This window comes from Actinomycetospora sp. CA-101289 (assembly GCF_050955895.1).
Classification (GTDB): domain Bacteria; phylum Actinomycetota; class Actinomycetes; order Mycobacteriales; family Pseudonocardiaceae; genus Actinomycetospora.
In genome coordinates, this window is sequence record NZ_CP192093.1 from 2286918 (window position 1) to 2309542 (window position 22625).

27 protein-coding genes are annotated in these 22625 nt (G+C 75.3%); 15 read left to right on the plus strand and 12 right to left on the minus strand.

Translation table 11 applies throughout. The features are described from left to right. Window positions 1-10 precede the first annotated feature (10 nt). The gene (locus tag ACQPX6_RS11335) at window positions 11-682 is read right to left on the minus strand and encodes a M50 family metallopeptidase (protein WP_433787396.1); all 672 of its coding nucleotides are present in this window, start codon (window positions 680-682) and stop codon (window positions 11-13) included. 161 nt (window positions 683-843) lie between these two features. Between ACQPX6_RS11335 and ACQPX6_RS11340 the strand changes: the two genes are divergently transcribed. Both ACQPX6_RS11340 and ACQPX6_RS11345 read left to right on the plus strand, forming a co-directional pair. Continuing rightward, complete coding sequence (locus tag ACQPX6_RS11340) at window positions 844-2181, plus strand: class I SAM-dependent methyltransferase (RefSeq protein WP_433787397.1); 1338 nt, start codon at window positions 844-846, stop codon at window positions 2179-2181. Further along, window positions 2178-3008, plus strand: a complete 831-nt coding sequence (locus tag ACQPX6_RS11345; protein ID WP_433787398.1) for a DUF1295 domain-containing protein — start codon at window positions 2178-2180, stop codon at window positions 3006-3008. Before ACQPX6_RS11340 ends, ACQPX6_RS11345 begins: the two co-directional genes overlap by 4 nt. A 23-nt stretch (window positions 3009-3031) precedes the next feature. Here the strand turns inward: ACQPX6_RS11345 and ACQPX6_RS11350 are convergent, their stop codons facing one another. Next, the gene (locus ACQPX6_RS11350; protein ID WP_433787399.1) at window positions 3032-3493 is read right to left on the minus strand and encodes a peroxiredoxin; all 462 of its coding nucleotides are present in this window, start codon (window positions 3491-3493) and stop codon (window positions 3032-3034) included. A gap of 107 nt (window positions 3494-3600) precedes the next feature. Between ACQPX6_RS11350 and ACQPX6_RS11355 the strand changes: the two genes are divergently transcribed. The 9 genes from ACQPX6_RS11355 (at window position 3601) to ACQPX6_RS11395 (ending at window position 9519) form a co-directional block, all read left to right on the plus strand. Then, complete coding sequence (locus tag ACQPX6_RS11355; RefSeq protein ID WP_433787400.1) at window positions 3601-4044, plus strand: helix-turn-helix domain-containing protein; 444 nt, start codon at window positions 3601-3603, stop codon at window positions 4042-4044. A gap of 10 nt (window positions 4045-4054) precedes the next feature. Then, the gene (locus ACQPX6_RS11360; protein ID WP_433787401.1) at window positions 4055-4486 is read left to right on the plus strand and encodes a VOC family protein; all 432 of its coding nucleotides are present in this window, start codon (window positions 4055-4057) and stop codon (window positions 4484-4486) included. Further along, complete coding sequence (locus tag ACQPX6_RS11365) at window positions 4483-5073, plus strand: maleylpyruvate isomerase family mycothiol-dependent enzyme (protein WP_433787402.1); 591 nt, start codon at window positions 4483-4485, stop codon at window positions 5071-5073. The genes ACQPX6_RS11360 and ACQPX6_RS11365 overlap by 4 nt, the downstream gene beginning before the upstream one ends. 28 nt (window positions 5074-5101) lie before the next feature. After that, window positions 5102-5806, plus strand: a complete 705-nt coding sequence (locus ACQPX6_RS11370; protein ID WP_433787403.1) for an alpha/beta fold hydrolase — start codon at window positions 5102-5104, stop codon at window positions 5804-5806. A 22-nt stretch (window positions 5807-5828) separates the two neighbouring features. Further along, window positions 5829-7088, plus strand: coding sequence for an NAD(P)/FAD-dependent oxidoreductase (locus ACQPX6_RS11375; protein WP_433787404.1), 1260 nt, complete (start codon window positions 5829-5831; stop codon window positions 7086-7088). Then, on the plus strand, window positions 7082-7789 hold the full coding sequence (locus tag ACQPX6_RS11380) for a DUF1365 domain-containing protein (RefSeq protein ID WP_433787405.1): 708 nt from the start codon (window positions 7082-7084) through the stop codon (window positions 7787-7789). The genes ACQPX6_RS11375 and ACQPX6_RS11380 overlap by 7 nt, the downstream gene beginning before the upstream one ends. Before the next feature lie 68 nt (window positions 7790-7857). Beyond that, on the plus strand, window positions 7858-8385 hold the full coding sequence (locus ACQPX6_RS11385) for a GNAT family N-acetyltransferase (RefSeq protein WP_433787406.1): 528 nt from the start codon (window positions 7858-7860) through the stop codon (window positions 8383-8385). A gap of 5 nt (window positions 8386-8390) precedes the next feature. Continuing rightward, window positions 8391-8969 carry an HhH-GPD-type base excision DNA repair protein gene (locus ACQPX6_RS11390; RefSeq protein ID WP_433787407.1) on the plus strand — a complete coding sequence of 193 codons (579 nt, stop codon included), beginning with the start codon at window positions 8391-8393 and terminating at the stop codon, window positions 8967-8969. A 91-nt stretch (window positions 8970-9060) separates the two neighbouring features. Further along, window positions 9061-9519 (plus strand): DUF3099 domain-containing protein, encoded by a 459-nt coding sequence (locus tag ACQPX6_RS11395; protein WP_433787408.1) that lies wholly within the window; start codon window positions 9061-9063, stop codon window positions 9517-9519. 12 nt (window positions 9520-9531) lie between these two features. On the opposite strand, the gene ACQPX6_RS11400 is transcribed toward ACQPX6_RS11395, so the two are convergent. Beyond that, entirely contained in the window at window positions 9532-11058 is a 1527-nt protein-coding gene (locus ACQPX6_RS11400; RefSeq protein ID WP_433787409.1) for a DUF1996 domain-containing protein, read from the minus strand. A gap of 38 nt (window positions 11059-11096) precedes the next feature. Beyond that, a complete protein-coding gene (locus ACQPX6_RS11405) occupies window positions 11097-12497 on the minus strand; it encodes a hypothetical protein (RefSeq protein ID WP_433787410.1) in 1401 nt (466 codons plus the stop codon). Window positions 12498-12631: 134 nt separating this feature from the next. Between ACQPX6_RS11405 and ACQPX6_RS11410 the strand changes: the two genes are divergently transcribed. Beyond that, window positions 12632-12883 (plus strand): DUF3039 domain-containing protein, encoded by a 252-nt coding sequence (locus ACQPX6_RS11410; protein WP_433787411.1) that lies wholly within the window; start codon window positions 12632-12634, stop codon window positions 12881-12883. A gap of 50 nt (window positions 12884-12933) precedes the next feature. After that, window positions 12934-14715 (plus strand): DEAD/DEAH box helicase, encoded by a 1782-nt coding sequence (locus ACQPX6_RS11415; protein WP_433787412.1) that lies wholly within the window; start codon window positions 12934-12936, stop codon window positions 14713-14715. A gap of 393 nt (window positions 14716-15108) precedes the next feature. Here the strand turns inward: ACQPX6_RS11415 and ACQPX6_RS11420 are convergent, their stop codons facing one another. Continuing rightward, the gene (locus tag ACQPX6_RS11420; RefSeq protein ID WP_433787413.1) at window positions 15109-15303 is read right to left on the minus strand and encodes a DUF7455 domain-containing protein; all 195 of its coding nucleotides are present in this window, start codon (window positions 15301-15303) and stop codon (window positions 15109-15111) included. Between the two features lie 296 nt (window positions 15304-15599). On the opposite strand from ACQPX6_RS11420, the gene ACQPX6_RS11425 reads away from it, so the two are divergent. After that, window positions 15600-16964 carry a glutamine synthetase gene (locus ACQPX6_RS11425; RefSeq protein ID WP_433787414.1) on the plus strand — a complete coding sequence of 455 codons (1365 nt, stop codon included), beginning with the start codon at window positions 15600-15602 and terminating at the stop codon, window positions 16962-16964. Between the two features lies 1 nt (window position 16965). Here ACQPX6_RS11425 and ACQPX6_RS11430 read toward each other — a convergent pair whose 3' ends face one another. The 6 genes from ACQPX6_RS11430 to ACQPX6_RS11455 form a co-directional block, all read right to left on the minus strand. Next, window positions 16966-17745: an inositol monophosphatase family protein gene (locus tag ACQPX6_RS11430; RefSeq protein ID WP_433787415.1), complete on the minus strand. Its 780-nt coding sequence runs from the start codon at window positions 17743-17745 to the stop codon at window positions 16966-16968. 41 nt (window positions 17746-17786) lie between these two features. After that, window positions 17787-18083 (minus strand): hypothetical protein, encoded by a 297-nt coding sequence (locus tag ACQPX6_RS11435; protein WP_433787416.1) that lies wholly within the window; start codon window positions 18081-18083, stop codon window positions 17787-17789. Between the two features lie 36 nt (window positions 18084-18119). Then, window positions 18120-18491: a gas vesicle protein GvpJ gene (gene gvpJ, locus ACQPX6_RS11440; protein ID WP_433787417.1), complete on the minus strand. Its 372-nt coding sequence runs from the start codon at window positions 18489-18491 to the stop codon at window positions 18120-18122. Between the two features lie 9 nt (window positions 18492-18500). Then, the gene (locus ACQPX6_RS11445) at window positions 18501-18914 is read right to left on the minus strand and encodes a hypothetical protein (protein WP_433787418.1); all 414 of its coding nucleotides are present in this window, start codon (window positions 18912-18914) and stop codon (window positions 18501-18503) included. After that, window positions 18884-19225: a hypothetical protein gene (locus ACQPX6_RS11450; RefSeq protein WP_433787419.1), complete on the minus strand. Its 342-nt coding sequence runs from the start codon at window positions 19223-19225 to the stop codon at window positions 18884-18886. The genes ACQPX6_RS11445 and ACQPX6_RS11450 overlap by 31 nt, the downstream gene beginning before the upstream one ends. A gap of 199 nt (window positions 19226-19424) precedes the next feature. Continuing rightward, window positions 19425-20822: an RNA polymerase sigma factor gene (locus ACQPX6_RS11455; RefSeq protein WP_433787420.1), complete on the minus strand. Its 1398-nt coding sequence runs from the start codon at window positions 20820-20822 to the stop codon at window positions 19425-19427. 238 nt (window positions 20823-21060) lie between these two features. Between ACQPX6_RS11455 and ACQPX6_RS11460 the strand changes: the two genes are divergently transcribed. After that, window positions 21061-21885: an inositol monophosphatase family protein gene (locus tag ACQPX6_RS11460; RefSeq protein WP_433787421.1), complete on the plus strand. Its 825-nt coding sequence runs from the start codon at window positions 21061-21063 to the stop codon at window positions 21883-21885. Here ACQPX6_RS11460 and cei read toward each other — a convergent pair. Continuing rightward, entirely contained in the window at window positions 21882-22550 is a 669-nt protein-coding gene (cei, locus tag ACQPX6_RS11465) for an envelope integrity protein Cei (RefSeq protein ID WP_433787422.1), read from the minus strand. The genes ACQPX6_RS11460 and cei overlap by 4 nt on opposite strands. Window positions 22551-22625: the final 75 nt, after the last annotated feature.

A 22625-nucleotide genomic window follows, 5' to 3' on the forward strand; every position in this document is an offset into this window, starting at 1 on the left:
GTGGAGTCCCCTAGCCGATCGTGTAGCCGGGGCGCAGGAGCAGCTGACCGCCGACGATGAGGGTGGTGACGGCGAGGAAGACCCACGCGAGCGACCAGACGACGTTCGGGATCAGCGTCCGCCTGGCCAGCTGGGCTCCGTCCGACGACGGCGCCTGGAGCAGACGCACGGCATCGACCAGGCCGCCGAGCAGGAGCAGCCAGGCGAGCCCGACGGCCAACGCCGCCTGCACGGCGACCGACCCCCCGATGAGCGCCCACCCGAAGCCGACGACGATCAGCGCCGGGACGAGGAACGCGAGACCGTTCCGCGAGCGGGCCACCGCCAGGACGGACAGGACGATCGCGATCATCAGGACGGCGAAGGGGTTGCCGACGGCGATCAGCGCCGCGGCGGCCAGGCCCAGCAACGGCGGGGCCGCGTATCCCACGAAGAAGACCGCGAGGGTGAAGAGCCACAGGCCACCCCGGCGTGGCCTGGTCGCCCCGTCGGCGTTGTCGTCCATGGTCCAGCCGAGGTTGCCGCGCAGCGTGACGAAGAGCGCCAGCATGTGGCCGCCCTCGTGGGCCAGGGTGATCGGGTAATTGCTGAGGTAGCGCGAGAGCAGCACCAGCAGCAGCGCGATGAACCCCGTCCCGTAGGCCACGGGTTCCCCCACGATCAGGACGTCGTTGACCCCCACCCCCACCACATCGGGGATCCGAGCACGTTCCGTACACGGATCGCTCGCACCACCGCGAGCCAGCACCCGGACGTACCAGCGCTACACCCCGTTTGCACGGGTGGTGAACCGCAACGCGTCCTCGATCGATCACCGAGCGAGACGGCGACGAGGGAGTGCACATGGGCGCAGGAGCGGCGGCACGGGTGGCGGGCGCGGTGGGGGCGTTCCTCGACGGCCCGCTGCCGGTGCGGATCCGGGCGTGGGACGGCAGCGAGGCCGGGGCGGCGCCGGGTCCGGGGGTGCCGACGGTCGTCCTGCGCTCGCGCCGCGCGCTGCGGCGGCTGCTGTGGCAGCCGGGCGAGATGGGCCTGGCGCACGCCTACGTGTCCGGGGACCTCGACGTCGACGGCGACCTCGCCGAGGGGCTCGGGGCCATGTGGGCGCTGGTGCGCAGCGGGACGATCGCGCCGCGCCGCCCCCGCGCGGGCGAGGTGCCCGGCCTCGCGGTCCAGGCGCTGCGCCTCGGGCTGGTCGGGCCGAAGCCGGCGGCGCCCCCCGAGACGATCAAGGTCCGGGGCCGGCGGCACAGCCGTCGCCGCGACCGCGACGTCATCGCCCACCACTACGACGCCGGCAACGCGTTCTACGCGCTGCTGCTCGACGACTCGATGGCCTACTCCTCGGGCTACTGGACCTCCGAACAGAGCACGCTCGCGCAGGCCCAGCACGACAAGCTCGAGCTGATCTGCCGCAAGCTCGAGCTCGCGCCCGGCCGGCGCCTGCTCGACATCGGTTGCGGCTGGGGCTCGCTCGCCGTGCACGCCGCCCGCGAGCACGGCGCCCGGGTGCGCGCCGTGACGATCTCCCGCGAGCAGCGCGACCACGTCAACGCCCGCATCCGTGCCGAGGGTCTCGCCGGGCAGGTGCAGGTCGACCTGCTCGACTACCGCGACGTCGCCGAGCGCATCACCGCCGCCGACGGCCCGTTCGACGCCGTCAGTGCGGTCGAGATGGGCGAGCACGTCGGCGAGGAGCACTACCCGGTGTTCGCCGCGACGCTGCACGGCGCCCTGCGTCCGGGCGGGCGGGCGCTGGTCCAGCAGATGTCGCGCGGGGCGACCGCGCCCGGGGGCGGGGCGTTCATCGAGACCTACGTGACCCCGGACATGGTCATGCGCCCGGTCGGCGACACCCTGAACCACCTGGGGCGCACGGGCCTCGAGATCCGCGACGTGCACGTGATGCGCGAGCACTACGTGCCGACCATCCGCGCCTGGCTCGCCGCCCTCGAGGAGCGCTTCGACGAGGCCGCCGGACTGGTCGGCGAGCGCGGGGCGCGGATGTGGCGGCTCTACCTCGCCGGCGCCGCGCTCGCGTTCGAGGAGAACCGCATGGGCGTCGACCAGATCCTCCTCGCCCGCCCCACCGACCGCGGCCGCAGCGGCATGCCCGTCACCCGGGACGCCTGGTCGGTGCCGTCGCGCGCGACCACCGCCGTGGCCACCCCGGCCCCGTGACCCCGGCGTTCGACCTCGCGACCCTCGGCGTCCTGGTCGGCGCCGCGGTCGTCACGGTCGTGGCGGTCTTCGGCGTCACCCTCGCGGTGGCGCGGGCCGTCGGGCAGCACAGCGTCGTCGACGTCGCCTGGGGGCTGGGGTTCGTCGCGGTCGCCGGGGTGGCCTTCGTCGTGACGGGCGTGCTCGGCGTCGGCGACGACGTGGTCCGCGTGACCGTGCTCGCCCTCGTCGCCGTGTGGGGGCTGCGCCTGGCGATCTACATCGGGCGACGCAACCGCGGGAAGGGCGAGGACCCGCGCTACGCCGCGATGCTCGGCGACGACCACCCGCCGGGCGCGGTGACGGCGTACGTCGTGCGCAGGGTCTACCTGCCGCAGGCCGGCGTCATGCTCGTCGTGTCGCTGCCGGTGCTCGCCGCGATGGTGCGGGACGCGACGGTGCTGCCGCTCGTGGTCGCCGGCGCCGTGCTCTGGCTCGTCGGGTTCGCGTTCGAGGCCGTCGGCGACGCGCAGCTCGCCGCGTTCAAGGCGGACCCCGCGAACAAGGGGACGGTCCTGGACTCGGGGCTCTGGCGGTACACGCGGCACCCGAACTACTTCGGCGACGCCTGCGTCTGGTGGGGCGTCTTCGTCGTGTCCGCGGGCCACCCGCTGGCGCTGGTGGGCGCCGTCGGGCCGCTGCTGATGACCTACCTGCTGGTGTCGGTGACGGGCAAGGAGCTCACCGAGCGCGCGATGTCGGGGCGTCCCGGCTACGACGAGTACGTCCGCCGCACCTCCGGGTTCCTGCCGCTGCCCCCGGGCAGCCGCCCGGCCCGCGCCACCTGACCCGGCGCGGCCCGGACGGGTGCTCAGGCGCCCTGGCGGGCGCGCAGCAGGGCGAGCGCGTCGTCGGCGTGCTGGTCGAACTTCATCTCGCTGCCGATCACCCCGAGCACCGTGCGGTCGGTGTCGATGACGAACGTCTTGCGCTTGACCGGCAGCGCCGGCAGCCACGAGCGCTTCGCGCCGAACTGCTTGGCCACGACGCCGCCCGGGTCGGACAGCAGCGGGTAGTCGAACCCGTTCGCCGAGGAGAAGGTGTGCTGCTTGTCGACCGAGTCCGCGCTGATGCCGACGCGCTGGGCGCCGACCGCGGCGAACTCGCCGGCGAGGTCGCGGAAGTGGCAGCTCTCCTGGGTGCAGCCGCCCGAGGAGGCCAGCGGGTAGAAGAACAGCACCACCGGGCCGTCGGCGAGCAGGCCCGCCAGCGAGCGCGGGCCGCCGGTGTCGTCGGCGAGCTCGAAGTCGGGGGCGGTGTCTCCGGCCTTCATCAGGGTCGTCCTTCCGGCGGGCGGTGGGGCGCGACGGCGTTCGCCGGGAGGCGGCGAACGGTTCGGCGGCGGTGACGCCGGACGGCCCGTCGGGCCAGGATGGCGGGGTGCCCGCGCCGACCTCCCACCCGGTCGAGCGCCACCTGCTGCGCGCGCGGGACCTCGCCGACCGGTCCTACGCCGAGCCCTTGACGGTCGCCGACCTCGCGCGGGCCGCCGGGCTGAGCCCCGCGCACTTCAGCGACCGGTTCGCCACGGTGTTCGGGGTGACCCCCCACGCCTACCTGCTGACGCGCCGGCTGGAGCGCGCCGCGGCCCTGCTGCGCCACACCGACCACTCGGTGGCCCGGATCTGCGCCGAGGTGGGCCTGAGCAGCGTCGGCAGCTTCACCGCGAGCTTCCACCGGGTCCTGGGCCGCACGCCGACGGCGTACCGCGCGGCCTTCCCGCCGGCCCACGCCCACGCCGTGGTGCCGGGGTGCGTCGTGCGGGCCCACGGCCGGCCGCAGCACCGGAGTTCTGGAGAAGACCCGGCGCCGGCCGCTTCCTAGTCTCGGGGGCGTGATCGCCGTCCACCGCGTCAACGTCTGGGTCCACGACCAGCAGACCGCCTGCGACTTCTGGACCGGCCAGGTCGGGTTCGAGCTGCGCGCCGACGCGACGTTCCCCGAGCTGGGGGGCTTCCGCTGGCTGACCGTGGGGCCTCCGGGCGGAGCGGGGCCCGAGCTCGTCCTCATGGCCATCCCGGAGCCGCCGGCGGTGACCCGCGAGCAGGCGGACCTCATCCGCGCCGTCACGGCCCAGGGTCTCGGTGGGGCGATCTTCCTGGCGACCGACGACGTGTGGCGCGACCACGCGGCGCTGCGCGCCCGGGGCGTCGAGTTCACCGAGCACCCCGAGCCGCGGCCCTACGGGCTCGACGCCGGGTTCCGCGACCCGTCGGGCAACCAGGTCCGGCTCACCCAGATGCTGCAGGACGGAGACCGATCATGAGCACGCTCGAGACCCTGGTCGCGGGGGAGTTCGCGGCCCTGGCCGACGCGCTGGCCCCGCTCGACGCCGACCGGTGGGCGGCCGACTCGTTGTGCGCCGGCTGGACGGTCGCCCACGTCGTCGCGCACCTCACGATGGCCGCGCGGTACCCGGCCGACCGCTTCGGCGCCGAGCTGGCCGCGGACGGGTACGACTTCACGCGGACCTCCGACCGTCTCGCGGACGTGGACGCGGCGCTCCCGCCGGAGGCCCTGCTCGCCGACCTGCGCAGCGACACCATGGCGACCTTCGCGCAGCCGGGTGGCGGCATGGCCGGCTCGCTGTCCCACGTCGTCGTCCACGGGCTGGACGTGACGGTGCCGCTGGGGCTCGGCCGGGTCGGCGCGGACGCGGCGGTGCGGACGGTGCTCGACCAGGTCGTCGGCACCGACGGCCACTCCCTCTTCGGGGTCGACACCACGGGTCTCGCGCTGCGCGCGAGCGACGTGGACTGGGCCCACGGCCGCGGGGAGCCGGTCGAGGCCGGGGCCGGCGAGTTGGTCCTCGCCCTGGCCGGCCGCGGCGGCGTCCCGGCGCTCGCGCGCTGATCAGGGCCGGTGGCCGCAGGATGGCCCCGTGACCCTGCCGCGTCTCGACCGTGTCCGCCCCGCCGCACGACGGCCCGTCAGCGGCGCCGTCGTCGTGCTGCACGGCGGGCGCCCCGACGGGCACGAGGCCGCGGACGGCCTGCGCCTGCCGTACCTGCGCATGGTGCCGTTCGCCCGCGCGGTGGCGGCGGCCGGCGCGCGCCGCGGGGTCGACACCGCCCTGCTGCGCTACCGCTACCGCGGCTGGAACGCGCCCGACCTCGACCCGGTGCAGGACGCGCGCTGGGCCCTGGCGGACCTGCGTCGCCGCCACGGCGACGTCCCCGTCGTGCTCGTCGGGCACTCGATGGGCGGGCGCGCGGCCCTGCGCGTCGGCGGCGACGAGGGCGTGGTGGGCGTGGCCGGGCTGGCGCCGTGGCTCGAGCGCGGCGAGCCGTGGGCCCACCTCGCCGGGCAGACCGTGCTCATCGCGCACGGCGACCGCGAGCGGATGACCAGCCCGGCGGCCTCGCGGTGGTTCGCGGGGCAGGTGGCGACGGTGTCCGACCGCGTCGCGCGCTTCGAGGTGCTCGGCGACGGCCACACGATGCTGCGCCGAGCCGCCGCGTGGCACGACCTGGTCACACGCTTCGCCCTCGGGGCCCTCGGCCTCGAACCGTTCCCGGAGTCCGTGGCGAAGGCCATGGCAGCAGGGGACCCCGACGGACTGGCGGTCCCCCTGGAGGACCCGTAGCGGTCCGGGCAGGAGTCGGGGCGTGCGGGAACGGGTCGCGGTCGTCGGTGCGGGGGTCTCGGGGCTGACGGCGGCGTACCTGCTGCAGCGCCGCTACGACGTGACGCTGTTCGAGGCCGAGGACCGCCTCGGCGGGCACGCCCACACCCACGAGCTCGACACCGTCGCCGTGGACTCCGGCTTCATCGTCCACAACGACGTCACCTACCCGAACCTGCTGCGGCTCTTCGCCGAGCTCGGGGTCGCGACGCAGGACTCCGAGATGAGCATGAGCGTCCGCGACGAGGCGTCGGGGCTGGAGTACGCCGGCGCGCGCGGGGTGCGGGGGCTGTTCGCGCAACCGCGCAACCTCGCGAACCCGCGCTACCTGCGGATGCTCGGCGAGGTCCTGCGCTTCCACCGCGAGGCGCGCGCCGTGGTCGACGGGACCTCGACGCTGGACGACGACGTCACCTTCGGCGCGTTCCTCGACGCCGGCGGCTACTCGCGGTTCTTCGTCGACACCTTCGCCGTGCCCGTGGTCTCGGCCGTCTGGTCATCGGGCCCGGAGCTCTCGCGGCGCTATCCGGCGCGCTACCTGTTCACGTTCCTGGCCAACCACGGGCTGCTCGCGGTCGGCGGGTCGCACCGCTGGCGCACGGTGGTCGGGGGCTCGCGCACCTACGTCGAGCGTGCGGCCAAGGGCCTGACGGCCGTCGAGGTGTCGACGCCGGTGCGGGCGGTGGCGCGCGACGGCGACGAGGTGGTCGTCCGCGACGACGCCGACGTCGAGCGCCGCTTCGACCGCGCGGTGGTCGCCACCCACGCCCCCGAGGCGCTGCGCCTGCTGGCCGCGCCGACCCGCGAGCAGGTCGACGTGCTCGGCGCGTTCCGCTATTCGCAGAACGAGACCTGGCTGCACACCGACACCTCGGTGCTGCCCCGCGCGGCGGGCGCGCGGGCGTCGTGGAACCTGCTGCGCGTGCCGGGGGAGTCCCGGGTGCTGGTCAGCTACGACATGACGCGGTTGATGCGGCTTCCCCGAGATCCTTCTGGGCGGGGGCCGGAGACGTACGTCGTGACCCTCAACGCCACCGACCGCGTGGACCCGGCGACGGTCATCGCGCGCATGGACTACGAGCACCCCGAGTACACGCCGGAGTCGGTGGCCGCGCAGCAGCGGCTGCCGGGGCTCGGCGACGACCGGCTGGCGTTCGCCGGCGCGTACCACGGCTGGGGCTTCCACGAGGACGGCTGCGCCTCGGGGGTCCGGGCCGCGGCCGCGCTGGGCGTGACGTGGTGACGGCCTGGCTCTACGAGGCCGAGGTCGGCCACCGCCGCCTCGAACGGATCGACCACGCCTTCGCCCACCGGCTCTACCTGTGGCTGGTGGACCTCGACGACCTGCCGCGCCTGCCCGCGCCGCTGCGCCCGTTCGCCCGTTTCCGCGCCGCGGACCACCTCGGCGACCCCGCGCTCTCGCTGCGCGAGAACCTCGACGTGTTCCTGGCGTCGCGGGGCGTGGCCCGCCCGGCCCGGGTGCTGATGCTCGCGCACGCCCGCGTGCTCGGGTACGTGTTCAACCCGCTGACGCTCTACTGGTGCCGCGACGCCGCCGGGACGCTCGTCGCGGTCGTCGCCGAGGTCCACAACACCTACGGCGGGCGGCACCACTACCTGCTCGACGTGTCCGAGGACCCCGAAGCGGGCCGGGCGCGGGTGGACAAGGACTTCTACGTCTCGCCGTTCTTCGCGGTCGACGGCGAGTACCGCATGCGCGTGCCGGAGCCGGGCGAGACGCTCGCCGCGACGGTGGTGCTGCGCCGCGAGGGCGCGACGGCGTTCGTCGCGACCCTGCGCGGACGGCGCCGCCCGGCCACCTCGCGCCACGTCCTGCGCGCGCTGCTGCGCCACCCCGCGGTGACCGTGCACGTGGCGGCCGCGATACGCCGGCGCGGCATCGGCCTGTGGGCGCGCGGGGTGCCCGTCGTCGCCCGCGCCTGAGCGGTTACTGGCTCGTATCCCTCGCTCAGCGAGCGATACGGGCCAGTAACCGGGCAGACTCGCGCGCGATGACCGCTCCGCTGACGATCCGCGTCGCCGAGGCCGCCGACGTGGACTCCCTGCTCGCCCTCGTCCACTCCGCCTACCGCGGCCCGTCCGGCCGCGAGGGCTGGACCTCGGAGGCCGACCTCATCGACGGTCCGCGCACCACGCGCGCCCTGCTCGCCGCGGACGTCGCCGACCCGTCGATCACGATCCTCGTCGCGGGCGACCTGCTCGGCTGCGCCGCGGTGACGCTGCCCGCGGGCGGCGACACCGCCTCGTTCGGCCTGTTCGCCGTCCGGCCCGGGGTGCAGCAGGGCGGCGTGGGGACGGCGCTGCTGCGCGCCGCGGAGGACCACGCCCGCGACCGGGGCGCGCGGGTCATGGAGATGTGCGTGATCGACCGGCGCCCCGAGCTGATCGCCTGGTACGAGCGCCGCGGCTACACGCGCACCGGCGAGACCCGGCCGTTCCCGTACGGCGAGGAGGGTGTCGGCGAGCCCCGCGGCGACGACTTCAGGTTCGCCGTGCTGACGCACGATCTGCCAGGCTGACCGGCGTGCCCGACCTGACCCTGGCGCAGGACGCCGACGCCGACGCGGTGCTGAGCGCCAACCCGCTGGCGCTGCTCATCGGCATGCTGCTCGACCAGCAGTTCCCGATGGAGCGCGCCTTCGCCTCGCCCGCGCTGCTCGCCGAGCGCGTCGGGCCCCTGACCGCGTCGAAGCTCGCGGAGTACGACACCGAGGCGCTCGTGGCCGCGTTCACCGGCCCGCCCGCCCTGCACCGCTACCCGCGCTCGATGGCGGAGCGGGTGCAGGCGATGTGCCGGCTGCTCGTCGCCGAGTGGGGCGGCGAGGCCGAGCGGCTGTGGGTCGACGCGGCGAGCGGGCGCGAGGTGCTGGCGAACCTGCAGTCGCTGCCCGGCTTCGGCAAGCAGAAGGCGCAGATCTTCACCGCGCTGCTGGGCAAGCAGTGCGGGGTGCGCCCCGAGGGCTGGCGCGAGGCGGCCGGCGCCTACGGCGACGACGGCTCGCGGCGCTCGATCGCCGACGTCGTCGACCCGGTGACCCTCGGCGAGGTGCGCGAGTTCAAGCAGGCCCAGAAGAAGGCGGCCAAGCAGGCGGCGAGCTCCTGACCCCTCCGGTGGCGCTCCGGGCGTCCAGGGTTGAGTCTGGAGGCCGAGGGCACCCGTGGACGGAACGGCGGGTGCCGAGGAGGCGACGAGCGTGAACCGACGTCACGACGACGACGGGCCCATCCTGATCACCGAGGCCCAGGTCTCGTACGACGAGGAGTTCGCGGCCCGGAAGAAGCGCTACTCGCTGATCATGGCGTGCCGCATCCCGTGCCTCCTGCTCGCCGGCGTGTTCGGCATCGGCTTCCAGTGGCCGCTGGTGGCGGTGGCGTTCATCGTGCTGTCGGTGCCGCTGCCGTGGGTCGCGGTGCTCATCGCCAACGACCGCCCGGCGAAGAAGGCCGAGAAGAAGAACCGCCACCGCCAGGGCAGCACCCAGCTCGGCGCCGTGTCGGAGGCCCGGATCATCGAGGCCGCCGAGGTGCTCGAGGGCCGCAGCCCCCACGTCGGTCCCACCGAGCGGCCGCGTCAGGCGCAGCAGGACTCGTCCGACCACGAGCCGCCGCGGACCGTGGACGCCGACGTGCCCCGCACCGGCAGCGAGGGCTGACGCCCCGCCCGCTCAGCAGCAGCAGACCAGGGCCGGGGCGCCACTGGTCATCGCGTGCTCGCGCCGTGCCGGCGGCGGCGCCCAGCCCGGCGCGGTGAGCAGCGCCGGCGGCGTGCCGGCGCAGGGCGCCGTGGGCGCGGGCGCGGCCGGGTGCGACGTGGCGCGGTCTCCGTGGGCGGCACCGTGCTTGCCGCCGCGGGCGCCGTGCTTGCCGTGCGTGGCCAGGACGTGGGCGAAACTCTGGGAGCGCGGCACCCGATCGGCGTCGTCGGTGGACCCCGAGGCGGCGGCGTCGTCCGCGCGGCCCTGCACGCAGCGGCGCGCGGCGTTGATGCACTCGACGCCCTCCTGCGCCCGGCGCTCCGACGACAGGTACTCGAGCAGCGTGTGGTCGGTGATCGGGTCGTGCTGCTGCTCGGGGAAGCTGTCGATGGCGAACAGCCGGCCCGGCGGCGGGTCCTGGTAGCCCACGGTGATCCGCAGCGCGGGCACCGGGACGGCGTCGTCGTCGCACTCGCCGTCCTCGTCGGGGTAGACGATGTGCGTGGTGTGGTCCTCGGAGTCGAGGTCCTCGCCGTTCCAGCAGCTGGGGAAGTCGAACACCCGCATCAGCGACGAGCCCTCGGGGCAGATCGGGTACTGGTCGGTGAGGCGGCCCGAGCCGGAGCAGCTGTACTTCGCGTTGGCGCCCTCGCCGTCGTCGGTGCCGGCCTTGGCCGACCCCGTGACCAGCACCATGTTCGGCGGCATCGCCTGCGTCCGCCGGCTGCCGTGCCCGTGGAACGTGATGTCGATGGTGTCCGGCGCGACGAACGAGCCCACGTTGCCGTCGAGGCTGCCGCCGTCGACGCCCACGTCGGGGCCGACGCCGCGCAGGTCGCGCAGGACCGGCCAGAAGATGGGGGAGCGGTCGCCGTTCGTGCAGGTGGTGGACGACTCCTCGAGCGTCTCCTCCTCGGAGGCGAAGTTGGTGCTCTCGTTGCCGGCGTAGTCGTGGGTGTGCTGGGCGCCGTTGCGCACGCCGGGCGCGATGATCGGGTTGTCGGAGTTCTTGTGGTCGCTCAGGGCGCACCGGACGCTGTAGCTGCCCCCGGAGAAGTCGCCGCCCTCGCCGCGGCTGCTGATGCGGTCGACGTCGGTGATGTCCACGTACTCGTCGGCGCCCGCCCGCCCGATCTCGTCGCGGCCGGGGAACTCGTCCTCGCCGCCGTCCTGCTGGTCGTCCTGCCCGCCGCCGGAATCTCCGTCGTCCGACCCGGAGTCGTCGGGATCATCGGATCCGGAGTCGGCGTCGTCGCCGTCCGCGACCGACACCAGCCCGCCGTGGGAGATCAGCGGCGTGCCCCCGCCCACGGCCACCCCGACGAGCAGGACCGCCGCGGCGACGACCGCGAGCACGAGCAGCGGGAAGCGACGGGGGCCGGTGTCACGCCGCCGGTCGAGCGCCGCCCAGGGGCTCTCCGGGGTCGCGGGCGCCGGCCCACGCGCCCCCGCGCGACCCCGTGACCAGGGAGAACGCCCCCGATCCCACCCGTCCATCGTCCTCCGTCCCGTGACCACCACCCGCAGCGCGGACGCTAGCTCCGCGCCGGTCCGCCCGGGTGCGCTTTGGCGGAACTCGTGGGCCGGCGACGGTCCGGGCCGAGCCAGGGGTCGGCCGCACCGGGCGGGACGCGGCGCGCCCAGGCCCCGGAGACCGGCACGGGGCCCGAGACCGGCACGGCCACCGGCCCCGACGCCGGCCCGGTGACCCGCACGCCCACGGGCCCGGGCGCCCGAGCCGGCGCCGCCACGGGCACGGGTCCGGAGCGGGGGTCGCGCACGGGGAGCGGCCCCGACCGCGGGCCGGTGACCGGCAGGAGACCGGACGGGGTGCCGGTGACGGGCAGCGGGCCCGACCGGGCGTCGACGACCCGGACCGGGCCGGACAGGGGTCCGGACGGGCCCGCACCGCGCCGGAGCGGCCGCGCCCGGACCGGCCGCTCGACGCGGATCTCGGTGATCTCCGGGTCGTCCCCGCCCGCGGTGACGAGCGCGGGCGGGCCCCAGGCCTCGTCGACCACCGGGCGCGCGGCCGGGGCCCCCGACACCGCCACGTCGGTCACGCGGGGACCGCGCCGCAGGTCGAGCAGCGGCGTCCAGGGCCAGTACTCCTCGAGACGCCCGCAGCGGGCGCACCCCAGCCCCAGCACGAGGCCGAACACGAGGTGGCCGAGCAGCGAGAGGCTGACCGTGGTGACCGTGAGGGGGAACATCTGCTGCTCGCCGCGCGGGGCGATGGCCACGGTGGCGACGAGGCCCGTCCAGATCGGGAAGACCGCGAACACCACCGCGGCGGCGACCGTCGCCCGCTGCCCCCACCGCCGCAGCCCGGTGGCCGCGACCAGCACGAAGAAGGCGACGCCGATGCCGCCGCCGTCGCCGACGTAGCGCCAGAGGTAGCCGACGATCGCGCCGACGGCCGAGGAGCCCGCGTCGACGTCGACGATCCACGTGCCGACGGTGGGGATGAAGTCGCCCCACAGGCCGAGGAGGTAGACGGTGTCGAGGCGCACCGCGTCGTACACCAGCGTCGCGAGCACGCCCCAGACCACGCCCGCGACCACCAGCCGGTCCTCGGGCACGGGCGCGAACAGGCCCAGGAGCAGCACGACCAGCGTCAGCGGGACCACGACCACGCCGGCGGTGAGGTGCATCGGGGCGACCCCGAACACGTGCGCCGAGATCGCGAGCAGCGGCAGCGCGGCGACCACGAGGTGCAGGCCGAGGCGCAGCAGGCGCGTGCGGTGCTCGCCGACGAAGACCCGCACGGCCTCCGACCACGGCGCCGGGACGTCGGGCAGCTCGTCGGCCGGAACGGGCCGGACCGGCACCCGCCCGGCCCGGACCGGCGCCAGCGTCGTCGTGACCTCGCCCGCGTGCTCGGGCACGAGCGCCCGCCAGGGGGCTGGGCGCAGGGCGCGGGCCGGGTACGTCACTGCGCGCTCCTCTCGACGGGGGTCAGGTGGGGACACCGTGACAGCCGCCCCGAGGGCGTGGGTGCCGTTTCGGAGGATTCGCGGGGGTGCCCGGTGTGGGTCCACCGTCGGGGGCGTGGGGCATCATGGGAGCCATGAGCCAGACGACCGTGCTCCCCGACACCCGCCCCGAGGGGACCGACCGCACGGGCGACGACGACCCGAAGATGTTCCACTACGTCCGGAAGAACAAGGTCGCCGAATCGGCGGTCACCGGGACGATGGTGGTGGCGCTGTGCGGCGAGACGTTCCCGGTCACCCGCTCGCCCAAGCCGGGCTCCCCGGTGTGCCCGAAGTGCAAGGAGATCTTCAACAAGATCCCCCGTGGCGGTGACGACGGGGAGTAGCGGCCGACCGCTGGTCTACCCCCGAGATCACGTCCCGCCCCGGAGGGCCCTTGACCACCCGAGCGACCGACGGCCCGACCCGCACGGGCACCAGCACGGGAGCCGAGACGCGGCCGCTGCGCCAGTGGCAGCGCCGCGCGCTCACCCGCTACCTCGCCGAACGGCCCCGCGACTTCCTGGCCGTCGCCACGCCCGGCGCGGGGAAGACGACGTTCGCGCTGCGGGTCGCGGCCGAGCTGCTGGGTGACCGCAGCGTCGACACGGTGACGATCGTCTGTCCCACCGAGCACCTCAAGCACCAGTGGGCCGAGGCCGCCCGGGCGGCGGGCATCGCGCTCGACCCCGAGTTCTCCAACGCGGTCGGCCGCACGTCCACCGACTTCCGCGGCGTGGCCGTGACGTACGCGCAGGTCGCGGCGCACCCGGTGCTGCACATGAACCGCACCGAGGGCCGGCGCACCCTCGTGGTCTTCGACGAGATCCACCACGCCGGCGACGCCAAGTCGTGGGGCGAGGCGACCCGCGAAGCGTTCGCCGGCGCCACCCGTCGGCTCGCCCTCACCGGCACGCCGTTCCGCTCGGACGACAGCCCGATCCCGTTCATCACCTACGAGCCCGACGCCGCGGGCGTGCTGCGCTCGCGCGCCGACCACTCCTACGGCTACGCCGACGCGCTGGCCGACGGTGTCGTGCGGCCCGTGGTGTTCCTGGCGTACTCGGGCCAGGCCAGCTGGCGCACCAGCGCGGGCGAGGAGATGACCGCCCGGCTCGGTGAGCCCCTGACCGCCGAGCACAACGCCCGCGCCTGGAAGACCGCGCTCGACCCCAAGGGCGAGTGGATGCCCGCGGTGCTCCAGGCCGCCGACACCCGCCTGACGCAGCTCCGCGCGGGTGGCGTGCCCGACGCCGGCGGGCTGGTCATCGCCACCGACCACACCACCGCGAAGGCCTACGCCACGCTGCTGCGGCGCATCTCCGGCGAGGAGCCCGTGGTCGTGCTCTCCGACGACCCGAAGGCGTCCGGGCGCATCGCGGAGTTCTCCCGCACCGGCGACCGCTGGCTGGTCGCCGTGCGCATGGTCTCCGAGGGCGTCGACGTCCCGCGCCTGGCCGTCGGCGTCTACGCCACCAGCGCGTCGACCCCGCTGTTCTTCGCCCAGGCCGTCGGCCGCTTCGTGCGCTCGCGGCGCCCCGGCGAGACCGCGAGCGTGTTCCTGCCCAGCGTGCCGTCGCTGCTCACGCTGGCCAGCGAGCTCGAGGTGCAGCGCGACCACGTCCTCGGCGAGCCGCACCGGCCGAAGGAGGGCTGGGAGGACGACCTCCTCGCGCAGGCCAACCGCACCGAGGACGAGCCGGGCGAGCAGGAGAAGGCGTTCGAGGCGCTCTCGGCGGAGGCCGAGCTCGACCAGCTGATCTACGACGGGTCCTCGTTCGGCACCGCCGCGGGCGCGGGCTCGGCCGACGAGCAGGACTACCTGGGCCTGCCCGGGCTCCTCGAGCCCGACCAGGTGCGGGCGCTGCTGCGGCGCCGCCAGAGCGAGCAGCTCGACCAGGCGGCCACCCGCCCGGAGGCGGGCGCGGCGGCGACGGCCGTCTCGGAGGGGCTGCCCGCGCCGGCGCGGGAGTTCCGGCGCGACGTCGGGGTCGCCGAGCGCCTCAAGGACCTGCGCCGCGAGCTCAACGCGCTCGTGGCCGCCCACCACCACCGCACCGGCAAGCCCCACGGCGCGATCCACGGCGACCTCCGCAAGCACTGCGGGGGGCCGGCGACGCCGATGGCGAGCCTGGAACAGATCGAGGAGCGGATCGCGACGCTGCGGTCCTGGCGGTGATCGTCCTACGCTGCGTGTCCGCGCGATGACGGGGTGGTGCACATCACACACGGTGGTGATCGGGCGCTGTCGCGATCGTCGCGGTCCGACACATCGCCGACACGTGGTTCACCGCGGCGTCACCGACGCGGGTGACGGCCGCCGCGGGTCGGGGGGTCGGCGCCGGGCCCGCGGAGCGCACGCCCGGCCGGGTCGACAGGGCGCGCGACGATCACCGGGTGATCACCGCCGCGGCCCGGCCGACGACCGTCGCGGGGAGCGGCGACCGGGTCCGGCGTCGCCGGCGCCGACCCCGGGAACGCCGACGGGCGAGGACCGTGGTGGTCCTCGCCCGCTGGGGTCTCGATCTGTGTGGTCTGTGGTCCTGCTGTGTTGCCGCTGGTCAGTCGGCCGTCATGCGCTCTCACCGGGCTGGACGTCCACCGACAGCTCCTTCAGCTTGGCCTCGTGGGCCCGGGCGTGGTGCCCGCAGAAGAGGAGTTCTCCACCGGAGGGCAGTACGGCACGGACCTTGGCCGCTGCGCCGCAGCGGTCGCATCGGTCCGAGGCGGTGAGTTCTGGCCGGGTCAGGGTGCCGGGCATCGTCATCTCCCTCCGTCGAGGCCTCGGACTCGAGGAGTCCGGGCCCGCGAGCTCCGGTCGAACGACCGTCGCTTCTCCACAATGGCAGAACGCGTCGGCGACCGCTCGTGTTCACGCGCCGCTTTGTCGTCCGTCACGAACCGCTCATCGGTGGTGGACGACCGCTCGTTTCTGGGTACCGGCCCCTGCCACCCGATCGAGAGTCGATCTCGAGCGACGAGTGGTCGGCGGTTCCGGCGGCGTCGTCGGGGGCCCGCACTAGCCTGTGGCCCTCGGAGCACGGCGGTGGACGGGAGAGCGCAGTGGGCGACACGGGGGAGCGGGCCGCCGAGCTCGTCGAGCGGCTGCGGGGCGAGGGCGTCGCCGGCGTCACCGTGGCGTGGGCGGACAACAACGGCATCCCGCGCTCGCGCACGGTCCCCGTCGCGACGTTGCCGCAGGTGGCCGAGACCGGGATCGGCGTCAGCACCGTCTTCGCCGTCTTCGACACCAACGACGGCATCCAGTACGGGGCGCCGGGGCGGGAGACGCCCTCGGGCGACGTGCGCCTCGTGCCCGACCTCGACCGCCTCACGCCGCTGGCCGGTCAGCCGGGCCTCGCGTGGGCGCCGGGCACCCAGGTCGCCGTCGACGGGTCGCCCTGGCCGTGGGACCAGCGCTCGCTGCTGGCCGGCACCGTCGCGTCGCTCGCCGACCGCGGCTACACGGCGCTGGTGGGCTACGAGATGGAGTTCGCCGTCTGCGCCGCGACGCCCGACGGGTCGATCGTGCCCGCCTACCGCGGCCCCGCGTACAGCCCGCACGCGCTGCTCGAGATCGACGGCTTCGTCACCGATGTCCTGCGCGACGCGGAGGCCAACGGGCTGCGCATCGGCCAGCTGCACGCCGAGTACGGGCCCGGGCAGGTCGAGCTCTCCCTCGGCGCGTCCGACCCCGTGCGGGCCGCCGACGAGCAGCTGCTGGCCCGCCAGACCGTGCTCGCGGCCGCCGCGCGCCACGGGCTGCGGGTGAGCTTCGCCCCGCTGCCCTCGCTGGCGCTCGCGGGCAACGGCTGGCACGCGCACACCTCGCTGTGGCGCGACGGCCGCAACCTGCTCGCCGGCGGCCTCGACGGCCCGGACGACCCCGCGGGCGCCGCGTACATCGCGGGTCTGCTGCGCGATCTGCCGGCGCTCGCGGCGGTCACCGCCCCGTCGATCGGGTCGCTCGCCCGGCTGCGCCCCGGCTTCTTCGCCGGCGCCTACGGGTTCTGGGGCGTCGAGAACCGCGAGGCCCCGCTGCGCTACGTGGCGGGCTCCGCGCTGCTGGGCGCCGACCACGCCAACGTCGAGCTCAAGGTCTCCGACGCGTCGGCCAACCCCTACCTCGCGCTCACCGCCCTGCTCACCGCCGGCGTCGCGGGCGTCGAGGAGGGGCTCGAGCCGCCCGCGCCCCACGCCGAGGACCCGGGCACCTGGACCCAGGAGCAGCGTGCGGCTGCGGGCATCGCGCCCCTGCCGTCCACCGCGGCCGAGCAGGAGGCCGCGCTGGTGGGGTGCCCGCGGCTCACCGACGCGCTCGGCGCCGAGCGCCTCGGCGCCTTCCTCGCGGTGCGCCGGGCCGACTCCGCCTGGGCCGCCGAGCGCGAGACCGAGGACGTGCTCGCCGCCTGGCGCTGGCGGTACTGAGCTACGCGGGCACCAGCACGTCGAGGATCGCCTGGTGCACGGCGGGCCGGGCGATGAGCAGGTCGGGCGAGTACGGGTCGTCCGCGCCGAAGGGCAGGGGGCGCCCGTCCAGGCGCGTCACCCGCAGGCCCGCGCCGACGGCGACGGCCGCGGGGGCGGCGTTGTCCCACTCGTACTGGCCCCCCGAGTGCAGGTAGGCGTCGACGGTGCCGTCGACCACGGCCAGGGTCTTCACGCCCGCGGCGGACATCGCGCGGGTGCGCACCGGGAAGGCGGCCGCGAGCCGGCGCAGCTCCACGGGCGGCCGCGAGCGGCTCACCGTCACCGTCAGCCCGCGCTCGGGGTCGACGGGGGTGTCGGGCAGCGGGGTGACGGTCTCGGAGTCGGCCAGCTCGCCGCGGGCCGGCAGCGCCACCGCGCCGGCGACGAGCGCCCCGTCGACGACGAGGGCGACGTGCACGCCCCACTCGTCGCCGCCCCGGCCGTAGCCGCTGGAGCCGTCGAGCGGGTCGACGATCCAGAGCCGGTGCGCCCCGCGCCGCGGCACCGGGTCCTGGATGCCCTCCTCGGAGAGCACGACGTCGGTGGGCCGGTGGCGGTGCAGCGCGCGGACGAGGAAGTCGTGCGCCTCGGCGTCTCCGCGGTACTCCCGATCGCGGCCCGGGCCGGTGCCGTCGCGGAGCTCGAGCAGCAGCGCGCCGGTGGCGTCGGCCAGCTCGCGGGCCAGCGCGGCGTCCTCGGCGGCGGTCGGCTCGGCGGTCGGCTCCCTCGCGGCACTCACCCCCCGATCCTGCCCGACGCGTTCCGCGCCCACCGCCCGGGTCAGCCTCCCTCGGCCGCCGTGAGCACCCCGGCGAGCTCGTGCAGCACCGCGGCCCGCGCCTCGTCCGCGCCCGGCGCGGTGTCCTCGCGCTCGTCGAGCAGCAGGCGCGCGAGGCTCGCCAGGCTCACCACCTGGGCGGCGAACTCCTCCGGCCCCGCCAGCTCGCCCAGCAGCGCGCCGACCGCGTCGAGGTCGCCCGCGTCCATCCCCAGGACGATCGCCGTCGACCGCCGGTGGACCTCGGCGGGGTCCGGGCCGGGCAGGTCGTCGGGGAGACCGTCGGGATCGGGCTGCACGCCGCCAGCATCCCAGGCCGGCCGCCGGCGCGACGGTCAGCCCCGGCGCTGCTGCTTGCGCTCTCGCCGCTCCTCCCGCACCTCGCGCCACATCTCGTGGCCCGCGTCGAGGACGCCCTTGGTGATGCCCTTGGCGCCGCCCTCCATGACCTGCTCAGTCATGTGCCCGGGCAGCTCGGAGAGGCCCTTGCCGCCCTTCTCGTGCAGGTCCAGACGGTTGGTGGCCTCGGCGAAGCGCAGGTAGGTGTCGACGCTGGCCACGACGATGCGGGCGTCGATGGTGATCAGCTCGACGCCGACCACCGACACCTTCACGAAGGCGTCGATGACGAGGCCCTTGTCGAGGATCAGGTCCAGGACCTCGGCGAGCCCGCCCTGCGGGGAGCGGTTGACACCGGCGGTGGTCACCGCCGGAGTCTAGGAACCGCGCACCCGCTCGGCCATCGTCCGGACGGTCCCATGATCGCGGCCGGACGCGGAGGAGCCCGGGGCGTCGAGCAGGGCGCGCAGCTCCTCGGCGAGCACCGTTGGACGGTCCAGGCCCGGGACGTGGGCGCCCGACACCGCGCGGAGCTCCACGCCCAGCTGGTCGGCGAGCCACACGGCGCCCCGGACCAGGTAGCGCTCCGGGTGGTCCCGTCCGACGGCCACGGTCACCTCGACGCCAGTCGCGCGCAGGCGCCCCGGATCGGGCTCGTAGCCGGCCACGAGGGCCAGCTCGCCGCCGAAGAAGACCTCCCCGTTGGTCAGGAGCCGTGCGAGGAGCCCGGGCGCGATGCCGTCGCGCTCGGCATCGGTCATCACGGAGCGGAAGAAGAGATCCATGGCCACCGGGGGTCCGCCCCGACCATCCCGTCGGCGACCAGGGCCGTGATCCCGGTGCCGATCTGCTCGCCGTCGGGCAGGACCCCGAGCAGCGGCGGTTCGTGCAGCACCGCCCGCTCCACCGCCGACTGCGCGGTGGAGCAGCACGGGGTCGGCGGCGGCTTCGAGCAGCGCGGCGAGCCGGGTGCCCGGTTCCGCGAGGTCGGCCAGCGGGGCCAGCGGCCGGGCGTGGAGAGCGGTTCGCAGGCACCGCGCAGCACGCGGCCGCGCGCCGGGCGGGCGGCCAGGAACGCCTCGACGAGGCTGGTCTTGCCCACAACCGCGGCGCCGCTGACGAGGACGTCGTCATCGCACCCCCCGCCTCGCGTGGCGACATGCTGGAGGACGCCGCGAGCAGGGGCAATCGGCCGGGAGGGCGGACCTCGGAGACCCTCGAACACGTGTCCCGAGGACACGGGTCCCGAGACGACGAAGGCCCCCGAGCCGCAGCTCGGGGGCTTCTCGTCTTGCCGGGCTCTAGTCCAGGTAGTCGCGCAGGACCTGGGAGCGCGAGGGGTGGCGCAGCTTCGACATCGTCTTCGACTCGATCTGGCGGATGCGCTCGCGCGTCACGCCGTAGACCTGGCCGATCTCGTCGAGGGTGCGCGGCTGGCCGTCGGTGAGGCCGAAGCGCAGGCGGACCACGCCGGCCTCGCGCTCGGACAGCGTCGCCAGCACCGACTGCAGCTGGTCCTGCAGCAGCGTGAACGAGACGGCGTCGACGGCCACGACCGCCTCGGAGTCCTCGATGAAGTCACCGAGCTGGGAGTCGCCCTCGTCGCCGATCGTCTGGTCGAGGCTGATGGGCTCCCGGGCGTACTGCTGGATCTCCAGCACCTTGTCCGGGGTGATGTCCATCTCCTTGGCGAGCTCCTCGGGCGTGGGCTCGCGGCCCAGGTCCTGGAGCAGCTCGCGCTGGATGCGGCCGAGCTTGTTGATGACCTCGACCATGTGCACCGGGATGCGGATGGTGCGCGCCTGGTCGGCCATCGCGCGGGTGATGGCCTGGCGGATCCACCACGTCGCGTAGGTCGAGAACTTGTAGCCCTTGGTGTAGTCGAACTTCTCGACCGCACGGATCAGGCCGAGGTTGCCCTCCTGGATGAGGTCCAGGAACGCCATGCCGCGGCCGGTGTAGCGCTTGGCCAGCGAGACGACGAGGCGGAGGTTCGCCTCGAGCAGGTGGGACTTGGCGCGCTCGCCGTCGCGGACGATCCAGCGGAGGTCGCGCCGCATCTGCGTCGCGAGGTCCTGCCCGGCCTCGGCGACCTTGCGCAGCCGCTCGGAGGCGTAGAGCCCGGCCTCGATGCGCTTGGCGAGCTCGACCTCCTCCTCGGCGTTGAGCAGCGCCACCTTGCCGATCTGCTTGAGGTAGGCGCGGACCGAGTCGGCCGAGGCGGTGAGCTCGGCGTCCTTGCGCGCCTGGCGCAGCGCCTCGGACTCCTCCTCGTCCCAGACGAAGTCGCCCGACTTCTTGTCCTCCTCGGTGGGCTCCTCGGTCTCGACCTCGGTGGCCTCGACCACCTCGGCGCCGAGGACCACGACCTCCTCGGAGAGCTCCTCGGTGCCCGCGGCCTCGAGCTCGGGGCCGTCGAGGCCCTCGAGGTCGGCGCCCTCGGGACCGTCGGCGGCCTCGACCTCCTCGCCACCCTCGGGGGCCTCACCCTTGGTGGCGGCCTTGCCCTTGGCGCCCTTCGCGGGGGCGGCCTTCTTCGTGCCCTTGGCCGAGCGGGTGGCGGCCTTCTTCGCAGGGGCCGGCGCCTCGGTCGCCTCGGGCGAGGCGGTCACCACACCGACCGGGCCGCCGGCGGCGGTCGCGTCGGTGTCGGCGGCGTCGGTGACGCGGCGCTGGGTTGCGGACTTTGCGGCTGCCACAGACGACCTTTCGTGACGTACGGCTGCACGGTTGCCGGGGACGACAGGGCCGGACCGCCGCGGAGCCACCCCGGAAAGTGGCACGCGAAGGTCCCGGTCATCCCGGGTGTACCGCCTCGGCTCCCGTCCATTGTAACGAGCGCGAGCACGGTCCGTCGCACCTCACGGCCGCGGGCAGGTGAGGGAGGGGCCGCAAGGGGGTAACGGGATCGATTCCGAGCTGTGGTCGGATGCCGGGATGGACCGCACGACGGACCGCCCACGCGACCTCGCTGACCTCGCCGAGGCGGTCGCCCGCGAGACCGCCGCCCTCGCCCTGGAGGTGCGCGAGCGGGCCGTGCACGCCGAGCGGCTGGACACCAAGAGTTCGGCGACCGACGTCGTCACCGAGGGCGACCACGCCTGCGAGGCCCTCGTGCGCGAGCGCCTCGCCGCGGCCCGGCCCGACGACCTCGTGCTCGGCGAGGAGGGCGGCACCCGGGGCACGCCGGCGCCCGGGCAGGTCCGCTGGGTGGTCGACCCCATCGACGGCACCGTCAACTACCTGCACGGACTGCCCTGGTTCTCGGTCTCGGTGGCCGCCGAGGTGGACGGCCGGACCGTCGCCGGCGCGGTCGTCGAGCCCGTGTCGGGCCGGGTGTGGCGCGCCGCGCGGGGCCACGGGGCGCACCGCGACGGGGTGCCGCTGCGGGTCTCGGCGCTCGACGACCTCGCCCTGGCCGTGGTCGGCACCGGCCTGAACTACGACCCCGCGCGCCGGGGCCGCCAGGCCGCCGTGCTGGCGCGGATCGCGGCGCGCGTCGGGGACGTGCGGCGCCTCGGGTGCGCGTCGCTCGACCTCTGCGCGGTCGCCGCGGGCTGGCTCGACGGGTTCTGGGAGCACGGCCTGCAGGCGTGGGACGTCGCCGCGGGCGGGCTCATCGCCGAGGAGGCCGGCGCCGTGGTCCGCCTGCCCGGCGCCGACCCCGACGGTCTGGGTGCCACCGCGACCCTCGTCGCCCCGCCCGCCCTGGCGCCGGCGCTGACGGCGCTGCTGGTGGGTGAGGGCGCGGGCGAGATCTAGGTGCTGCAGTCGACGGCGCGCAGCTGGGTCAGCGTCTGGGCGTCGGGCACCGGGGCCGGCGTGCCCGAGCCGTCGGTGGCCGTCTGGCGGGCCAGGGCGCGCAGGGCGTCCGTGACGGGCTGGGGCGGGGCGATGTCGCGGAAGTCGTCGCCGAGTGCCAGGTCGACCTCGGCGCCGGCGCGCTGGTCGGCCACCAGTTCGGCGCACGGCAGCACGAGGCTCACCGTCCGGGCCGCCGCGGCGCCCGTCGGGCCGTAGCGGATCTGGCCGACGCAGGAGAGGTCCTGCGCGGGGTAGAGCGGGTCGTTGTCGGGCGGCGCCGCCTCGGCGATGCCCAGCTCGCCCAGCTCGGCCGCCGCCAGCTGCGCCTGGCCGCGCTGGCCCGCGCCGTTGAGGACGTGCACCCGCACCTCGCCGGGCGCGGCGGCGGCCTGGTCGTCGAGCGCGTCGGTCGACTGCGCGGTCCCGGCGCCGGCGACGGGGGAGGCGTTGCAGGACGTGACCGAGTCGGCGGTGGAGTTGGTGAACACCACGGTCCACGTGACGATGCTGGCCACGGCGAGCACGGCGATCAGCACCGTGGCGGGCACGAGGTTGCGCCGGCGGTAGACCTCCCTGACCCGCGACGTACCCGTCCTGCCGGTGCCGCCCGACGTGCCGACCACAGACGCCCCTCCCGCCACGGACCCGCCGCCGCGGGTCCGGACACAGGGTAGTGGGCGTGGGGTGGCTGTCCCGCG

Bases quoted from the DNA above. Each gene is read 5' to 3' on its own strand.
- ACQPX6_RS11350 (WP_433787399.1), bottom strand. From the start codon at position 3,493: ATGAAGGCCGGAGACACCGCCCCCGACTTCGAGCTCGCCGACGACACC.
- ACQPX6_RS11410 (WP_433787411.1), top strand. From the start codon at position 12,632: ATGAGCCAGACGACCGTGCTCCCCGACACCCGCCCCGAGGGGACCGAC.
- ACQPX6_RS11365 (WP_433787402.1), top strand. From the start codon at position 4,483: ATGAGCACGCTCGAGACCCTGGTCGCGGGGGAGTTCGCGGCCCTGGCC.
- ACQPX6_RS11385 (WP_433787406.1), top strand. From the start codon at position 7,858: ATGACCGCTCCGCTGACGATCCGCGTCGCCGAGGCCGCCGACGTGGAC.
- ACQPX6_RS11400 (WP_433787409.1), bottom strand. From the start codon at position 11,058: ATGGACGGGTGGGATCGGGGGCGTTCTCCCTGGTCACGGGGTCGCGCG.
- ACQPX6_RS11340 (WP_433787397.1), top strand. From the start codon at position 844: ATGGGCGCAGGAGCGGCGGCACGGGTGGCGGGCGCGGTGGGGGCGTTC.
- ACQPX6_RS11460 (WP_433787421.1), top strand. From the start codon at position 21,061: ATGGACCGCACGACGGACCGCCCACGCGACCTCGCTGACCTCGCCGAG.
- ACQPX6_RS11420 (WP_433787413.1), bottom strand. From the start codon at position 15,303: ATGACGATGCCCGGCACCCTGACCCGGCCAGAACTCACCGCCTCGGAC.